A 7,165-nucleotide genomic window follows, 5' to 3' on the forward strand; every position below is an offset into this window, starting at 1 on the left:
GCGGACCATCATCGAGAGCTGCGAGGAGCCGCGATGCGGATGTGGCGTGAGATCGCCTGTCTTCAGGCTACCTGATCGTAGCCTATAGATCCCACTGTGGCCGCCGCCTGCTAAGTTTACAATGCCCTCGAACTAACTGTTAGATGCCGCGCGTGCTATCGCCTTGGAAGCAATGCTCGCGGTCATAACACACCCTGCCGAACGACTGTTTCATCGTTTCATCCGTCCCGGTTCAACCAAATAGGCTGATCTCGTCTCATTACAAAACAACCGACGACAACGTCTTAAGATCAGATTTGCTATCGGTCCGAGCCGTTCCTGTTCACATAGGCTGCAATGCGTTTGATAGTGCCAAAGTTCTTAAGTGTAATTTCCTCTTCCGGTAGATCGAGCGAAAACTCCATTTCGATCCAGCAGATGAGTTCGATGATCGCTGCGGAATCTAAAAGGCCGGTTTCAGGGAGAATGGCATCTTCATCGAGACCTGAAGCTGAGCGACCGCGGGCAGCAGCAAGAAACTCAACTTGAGTCCTGATTTTCTCAATGTTCGACATCGTGATTTGAACTCATGGTTTGGGTGGATTGGCTATAAAGTTCAGAAAAGAGGCAGCAGTATCGCCATCGAGCACTCGATGATCATAGGTAACACCCAAACGTGCCAATGAATCTTGGGGCGCGGAATGGGCGATAATGAGCGAGCATTTTGGAGGAAGTGCAGGCATATGGCGGACCACGCCTACGTTTGCCAGACTGGTAAATGCCAATGTGGCGCCACTAGATTCATCCGGCCTCAGTTTGCTAGAAAACGCCCGCCGCTGCAGGCGCGACAAGGCTGATACAAATTCGAACGTGTCCATCCGATTCGAATTATTGACGGAGACCATCACCAAGCCTTTCGGAGTCTTGACCATAAAGCCTAAGTTTACGGATTGGCGAAAATGATAGTGTCTGCCGGAAAGGATTGCATTAGCGCGAGGAAAGTAGCCAACAGCTTCAACGGCACGGTAGGCCATCAATGCAAGTAGAGGAGAGACCATTGCCTCCCTACCGCTAAATGCTGTTGATGCGTAATGGTCCCATCCTTCGACGTCGAGTGGCACTTCCAGATAGCAGGGTACGGCCTCGTCACGGTGCCACGAGAGGGAATCACACATGGCCCGTTCCCATGAAGTCAATTCAACCATTTGCTCATCCGCTGGATTGTCCTCGGAGGGGGCAGGCGCATGTTCTCCTCTTTCCGAGCCGGCGGGGCGGCTGAGCACGTATCGCTCAACGTCTTCGCGCGTTAGCTCCTTATCCCCAGAGGGTATCTCACGCTCATCCAGATTCAGTTGGCGAAGCAGCAGAAGCGCTTTGGTAGTAATCCTCCTTTTTCCGATCACACTCGTGTCAAGAGCTGGAGAAGCGCTGGGCGTGGGCGCCAAGTCCGTCGCGTTTTTACCGAGCCAGAGTAACGGTTGTCCTACCGGAACGTTGTGACCAGCGCTCATGTCAATGCGCAGAACGTAGCCGGCACAAGGAGCATTTAGTTCCACCACGGCCTTGCTTGTTTCGACTTCGGCCAGGACTTGACCTTCCACCACGCTCTGGCCAACAGCAACGTGAATTGCGAGCAGTGCGAGTTCGTCGTCATTTGCGTTTATTCGCGGGATAACAAGAGGTTGAGTTGACATGCTAGCTCCGTCTCAGGAATTCAGAACCATGTCTAACGCTGCCGTGAATATGACGTCGACGTTGGGCAACACATCCATTTCGAGTGTTCGAGCCGAAGGGATGGGTACCGGCGAGGCGCCCACCTGACGTACCGCAATTTTTTTGGGTGCCGCTACGAGCTGGGCAATCATCTGGCTACCGATGCTAAATTGTCCGGGGCATTCCTCGACGACACAGACCCTAGAGGTACTAATAGCTGCCAATGCGTCGTTTATGCCCTGCGGCGTTAACAAAGAAGGAACAACGATTTCCACGCTAAGCTCCTCTTTTTGCTCCAACACCTTCGCGACTTCCTCTACCAGGATCAATGCGCCGCCGTAAGTCACAATTGTGAGGTCTGGATTAAGCGATTTTCTGACCATTGCTGGAAACAAACTAGTGACATCTGCATTCGAATGACATTGAAAATCCCCAGCGTCTTGAGGGCGCTGATACAGCAGCTTATGCTCCATGAACATAACGGGCGAGCGGCAATTGGTGATAGCGGCAGCTAATATGGCGCCGCAATCATGTCTGTGACTCGGATAAATTACTGGCAGTCCTGGTATTGACGCCATGATGCTCTCGGGGCTTTGGCTGTGGGTTGGGCCATATCCACGCCCCCCGCCAGCCGGTGACCGCATTACCAGCGCGACATCTCTGTCAAACAAGTAGGGAAACTTGGTCGCGTGATTGCATAGTTGATCGATACTGAGGGTTAGAAAATCAGCGAACATGATTTCGACTACAACATGCCACCCCTGCAACGCTAAACCTATTCCGACACCGGTGATCCCTGCTTCTGAAATCGGGGTACTTATGACTCTTCCAGGAAATGAAGTTGATAGGCCTTTAGTTATCTTGAAAGCGCCACCATAAGGATCGTGTAGATCCTCCCCCAACAGAAGCATGCGAGGGTGACGTGCAAGCGAGTCGCGCAAAGCTGTGCCAATCGCTCCTGCAACCGTGAGTCCCTCAGGCGATTTCCCGGTTGATCTTTGTTGCGTTAATAGAGGCGCCGGCTGCCAGTCGCGCAATCGATGTACGGGCGACCGCGCCAACACATTCGACAAGGCGGCGCTGACAAATGCATTGTTGGTGGACTCGATCCTTTCGCGCTCTTGTCTTGGCAATCTATTGCCGAGCGCAGCAAGTGGATCTAACTGACGAATTGATTCAATCTCAGCCGGATCACGGAGGTCGTCCCCCTTGCTATGTGGTCCGAGCCTGTGGGTGTCAATTACTAAGAACCCAGGGCGCCTTTTCGAGCGAACCTCGCTAACGATCTCATCGACGACAACGAAGAAGTTTTTTTCGCAATCACTCACCCGCCAAGTGTCCAGACCGAAAGCTGAACCTCGGGCGGCAATATCGCCGCTCAGTGCCATTGCTTGCGGGGTGGTCTGAGCAATCCGGTTGTTCTCGACCACGAATAGAATTGGTGCGGACCACACTCCCGAGAGGTTGAGACTCTCATAAAGCAAACCCTCGCCCAATGTGCCGTCGCCGACAACTGCAGCGACGATGCCCTCACTACTACTACGGGACAGCGACAGCGCTGTTCCTACGGCTATGGCGGTCATGCCAGCTTGTACGCCGTTGCTGTGAAAACCATCAATCGCCAGATGCTGACTTCCACCATATCCCTGACAAACGCCCCCTTCCCGTCCCGCAACTTCTGAAAGCAATCCGTCCAAGTTGCCGCTAAACGTCAGGAAATGGCCGTGATTGCGGTGGTTTGAGAAGACATGGTCGTCCACATGCGTCAAGGCACGTACGACTGCCATTTGGCAAAGCTCTTGCCCGATACAGGTGTGAGTCGTGCCCTGGACCTGGCCCATCGAGAACATTTCTAGGACAGATTGCTCGGCGGAGCGCAAAAAATGACCAACTGCATACAAGGAGGCATCTTCAAGCGGAACCCTAAGCCGACCGCTGCTATCCCGTTTCAGCCAAGTCGGCCAGAAATCGCGAGTACTGCCTAAGGCGGTCATGCTTGCGCTCCAATTCTAAGTTTACGCAATTCTACGGATGAGGTGAGCGTCAAAGATCATTGATGGACACTAGTTGAACGAGGTCACTTCGCGTTCTTGTGCCTGCACGCCTAACCAGTTCCGCTGCACGGAGGCCGCCGGCTTGCAACCGTATGATCGGCTCTGGTCCAATGTCAGACAACAGAATCGCCATATGGCCGGGCCGGGGCGGGGAAACGGGCCAAATGCTCAGACCCGCCCTTTTCGCCGCTTCGCGGTCAACCTCTCCCCAGAATTGAACGACAACTGCTCCTGACGGAACGCAGGTGGCGATATGATTCAATTCCGCTGAACTTACACGGGGCTCCCGATGGGGCTTGAGGGCAACAACTACCGCGTCCCACTCTCCTTCAACCAGGTCGCCCACAACTTTGAATACTTCGACCTCTGCACCAGCAGCCGACAGACCATCGGCCATTGGCCCTGCGAATTCGTTGTCACAAACAAGCGCAATACGATCGCGATAGACCGCTAAACCGCAGTCATGCAGATGCTTCACACAAAGGGGGCCGAGGAAAGAGAATACGTCAACTGACGGATGCCTCTCATTCACGCCAACGATGGGGATACTTCGACGAACGCAAGCGTCCAAGTCGATGTCATCTGGTCTGAATTCCCAGGCTTCAAACATCAGGGCGATAACTGCATCGTCAGCAAGCTTGCTAACCAGATCAGGCGATATAGGCCGGAGGTGGCCGCTGTTAGTGACAATGTCGGCATCTTTTATTACGTCGTCCCGCAGTTCTTCGAGAACTGTGATCCTATCGTCGACGCCAATGAATGATGCAAGCCGCAGTGTAGAAGACTGAATCTCCGCGACTGTGCCATACTTACTTGGACGAACGAACGCGTAAACCCTCTTGGCTCCAGCTAACGCCGCGATCATTGCAGTCGCTGCGTAAGCTCCACTTGCTGCTTCGGTGAGTACTGTCAAGCCGGACAGATCTAACCCCGTTGATTCGATCGCACGGTGCATAAGTCTATGAAGCCGCGGAAATGAGAAGCCCGGCAAAGTGGAACTTTGCATTGCAAATTTCTCTGTGTGCCCGATTCCCATCAGTCGACGAGCGTCGTTTAAAGTGAGGGTCTCCGTTCCAAAACGTGCTGTCTTATTCATGCCCAATGCGGCTATTTCCGCCCGTAGTTCGTCCTCGTTCCTGCCAGTCAACAAAATAAGCTCACGGATTGTCATATGTCCCGCAAACCTGATTGTAAGGTCGCACTGAGTTGACGTTTCACGCATAGCCTTTCCTTACGTTTCTCAGGCGCACAAAGATCAGCTAGATAATGCTCGCATACGTGCAAACTTGCGCTGATCGATGCATTGTCCCTGCAACTGGACCATACCCTCCGGGATGTCGTTCCGGACAAGTTCCGAGATCATCACCGCTGCGCCATTACCAATAGACACGCCGTTGGAAACGATTGCGCCCACGCCTACTATGGCATCGTCTCCGATACGCACGCTGCCGCAAACGACTGATCTGGTCATCACGCGACACCGCTGGCCAATAGTAGAGCAATGAGCGATGTATGCAGCTCCACCGACTTTTGTATCGTCGGCTATCTCTGTAAATCCTGGCCACAGACTGCGATCGATGATTGTGCCGGCTTGCACCTCAACGCGGTCACCGAGCCGTACGCCGCCTAAATGCGGTACGTTAGCCACCCGGCCTTCAAGACGCGTTACTTGATAGCCCTCACTACCGATTGCAACGTTGGCCCCGATGACTGTGTCTGTTCCAACTACCACTCGCCCGATAAGGCTGGCGTTTGGCCCAACTGCGCTGCCCGGGCCGATTTCGACACCCCGCTCGTCAATGTGAGCGCTAGGATGGACATGCGCTGTGGCGGCTATCACTGTTGGCAACAGAGGCTGTTTACGTTCCAACCGGCGTCCGATCGCCTGATGAAGCCGCCAGAAGGCATCCATTGGGGTGTCTGCAACCATCAAGCCGACCGGCTCGCTGACACTCTCTGCGATCGCTGCGGTTGTCAAAACAGCTGCTAAACGACTGCCAATTTTTTTCAGGAACTCAACTTTGTTCTTTTCAAACAACGGGGCGACAAAACGTGATCCGTGATGGTTCAGAAAGCCAATCTGAGTGAATGGCACATCACGAAGAACGGTATAACCGGCCTCTTCAGCAAAGTCACGAAGATGATATACTTCAACCTGCACGCTGACTCCATTATGCGCATATGTACAAACTTGCATTGGAACAGACACCCATCGCACGGCGAGTATAGTCAGGAATTAAACGAGCCTGCAACTCCACCAAATGAGGGTCGCAGGTCACCAATTGGCGGTACCTGCTTCAGGAGAAGTGGAGAGTCTGATGAGATGGACTGAACCGGGTCTTGCATGCACGATGTATGTCGACAAGGCTATGCGAGGCGATGGGCTGATGCAGGCGATCCCCGCGTCTTCAAGGACAAGCCGGGTGGGCTGATCGTCGAAGGTTTTCTCGATCAAGCGCGGCTATGGTCGATTGCCATCGTTCGGTGATCCACGCAACGGCATGATGCCCGATCATGTCGAACCGAAATTGATCGTTTTTGCGATGAAGCCGCTTGCCCCATTCTTTTGCGACCACCCAATCCGCGATGCGATGGCGGCTGTTACGACCACCTCCGTCGACCTGTAGGAACTCCATGTTGCGACGGACGGAAGTCGTTTGTCTGCGGCCAAGGCCGAAGCGCTGGCCAGTTCGGTGATGGTGATCCAATCGCCCTGTTCGACCGAGACCAACTCGCCGGTCTAGCGATCTAGTATTTCTTGGACGTGAACTACGAGGCTGCCCCTCTGGCGAACTCGGGAAGCGCCCTGTAAGCGATGAACCTTGGTCCATGGCGCTCATTCTCGCAGATGGTAATGCCAGCCGCTTTGACGATATCGGGGATGATCAGGCGGGCGTTTGTCTGATCGCCCCAGACTTCCAGTCGGCCTGAATGACCGAGGGCGACCAAGCGACGGCAGGCATCGCCGGCCGGGTTGCGGGTCTTCTCGATCAACAGGAGGCCTTTGTGGTGGATCGAGTAATATTGTCCACGGCTTTGCAGACTGAGGGGCCTGATGGTAATTTTGATGGCTGTCGGGGTGAACCGGCGTCGGGTTGGTCTTCTCCCTGTCTGGTCTTCACTTAAGGGAGTGGTAATTATCGGGGTTGTCTTTCGTCAATCGCTCCACCATGCTTTCTGGTCTCTCCTAAAGTGCGTAGAAATTCAAGGTTGCTTTTTTGTCGGCAGTTCTCCCGTAAGTTTCCTGGATTGGTCAGCCAAGGCACCAGATCGGAGAGACTGCAAACGTCACGGCATTGTAAACTTAGCAGGCGGCGGCCACAGTGGGATCTATAGGCTACGATCAGGTAGCCTGAAGACAGGCGATCTCACGCCACATCCGCATCGCGGCTCCTCGCAGCTCTCGATGATGGTCCGCG

At 54.0% G+C, this 7,165-nt stretch carries 6 protein-coding genes; all 6 read right to left on the reverse strand.

What is annotated here, in order from left to right:
- Positions 1–299: 299 nt before the first annotated feature.
- The 6 genes from HGP14_RS34850 to HGP14_RS34875 all read right to left on the reverse strand — a co-directional run bounded on the left by HGP14_RS34850 (position 300) and on the right by HGP14_RS34875 (position 6,740).
- Positions 300–554: a phosphopantetheine-binding protein gene (locus HGP14_RS34850; RefSeq protein ID WP_168834336.1), complete on the reverse strand. Its 255-nt coding sequence runs from the start codon at positions 552–554 to the stop codon at positions 300–302.
- A gap of 12 nt (positions 555–566) precedes the next feature.
- Positions 567–1,673 carry a 2-oxo acid dehydrogenase subunit E2 gene (locus HGP14_RS34855; RefSeq protein ID WP_168834337.1) on the reverse strand — a complete coding sequence of 369 codons (1,107 nt, stop codon included), beginning with the start codon at positions 1,671–1,673 and terminating at the stop codon, positions 567–569.
- A gap of 12 nt (positions 1,674–1,685) precedes the next feature.
- Entirely contained in the window at positions 1,686–3,593 is a 1,908-nt protein-coding gene (locus HGP14_RS34860; RefSeq protein WP_205927473.1) for an alpha-ketoacid dehydrogenase subunit alpha/beta, read from the reverse strand.
- Positions 3,594–3,735: 142 nt separating this feature from the next.
- Positions 3,736–4,968: a hypothetical protein gene (locus HGP14_RS34865; protein WP_205927474.1), complete on the reverse strand. Its 1,233-nt coding sequence runs from the start codon at positions 4,966–4,968 to the stop codon at positions 3,736–3,738.
- 33 nt (positions 4,969–5,001) lie between these two features.
- On the reverse strand, positions 5,002–5,907 hold the full coding sequence (locus tag HGP14_RS34870) for a hypothetical protein (protein WP_168834339.1): 906 nt from the start codon (positions 5,905–5,907) through the stop codon (positions 5,002–5,004).
- A 608-nt stretch (positions 5,908–6,515) separates the two neighbouring features.
- The gene (locus HGP14_RS34875; RefSeq protein ID WP_168834340.1) at positions 6,516–6,740 is read right to left on the reverse strand and encodes a hypothetical protein; all 225 of its coding nucleotides are present in this window, start codon (positions 6,738–6,740) and stop codon (positions 6,516–6,518) included.
- Between the last annotated feature and the right edge of the window lie 425 nt (positions 6,741–7,165).

The organism is Rhizobium sp. P32RR-XVIII (assembly GCF_012641395.1).
GTDB lineage: Bacteria > Pseudomonadota > Alphaproteobacteria > Rhizobiales > Rhizobiaceae > Rhizobium.

What these genes read in the sequence shown, in the direction of transcription:
- HGP14_RS34850 (WP_168834336.1), bottom strand. Translation starts at nt 554, where the DNA reads ATGTCGAACATTGAGAAAATCAGGACTCAAGTTGAGTTTCTTGCTGCT.
- HGP14_RS34865 (WP_205927474.1), bottom strand. Translation starts at nt 4,968, where the DNA reads ATGCGTGAAACGTCAACTCAGTGCGACCTTACAATCAGGTTTGCGGGA.
- HGP14_RS34855 (WP_168834337.1), bottom strand. Translation starts at nt 1,673, where the DNA reads ATGTCAACTCAACCTCTTGTTATCCCGCGAATAAACGCAAATGACGAC.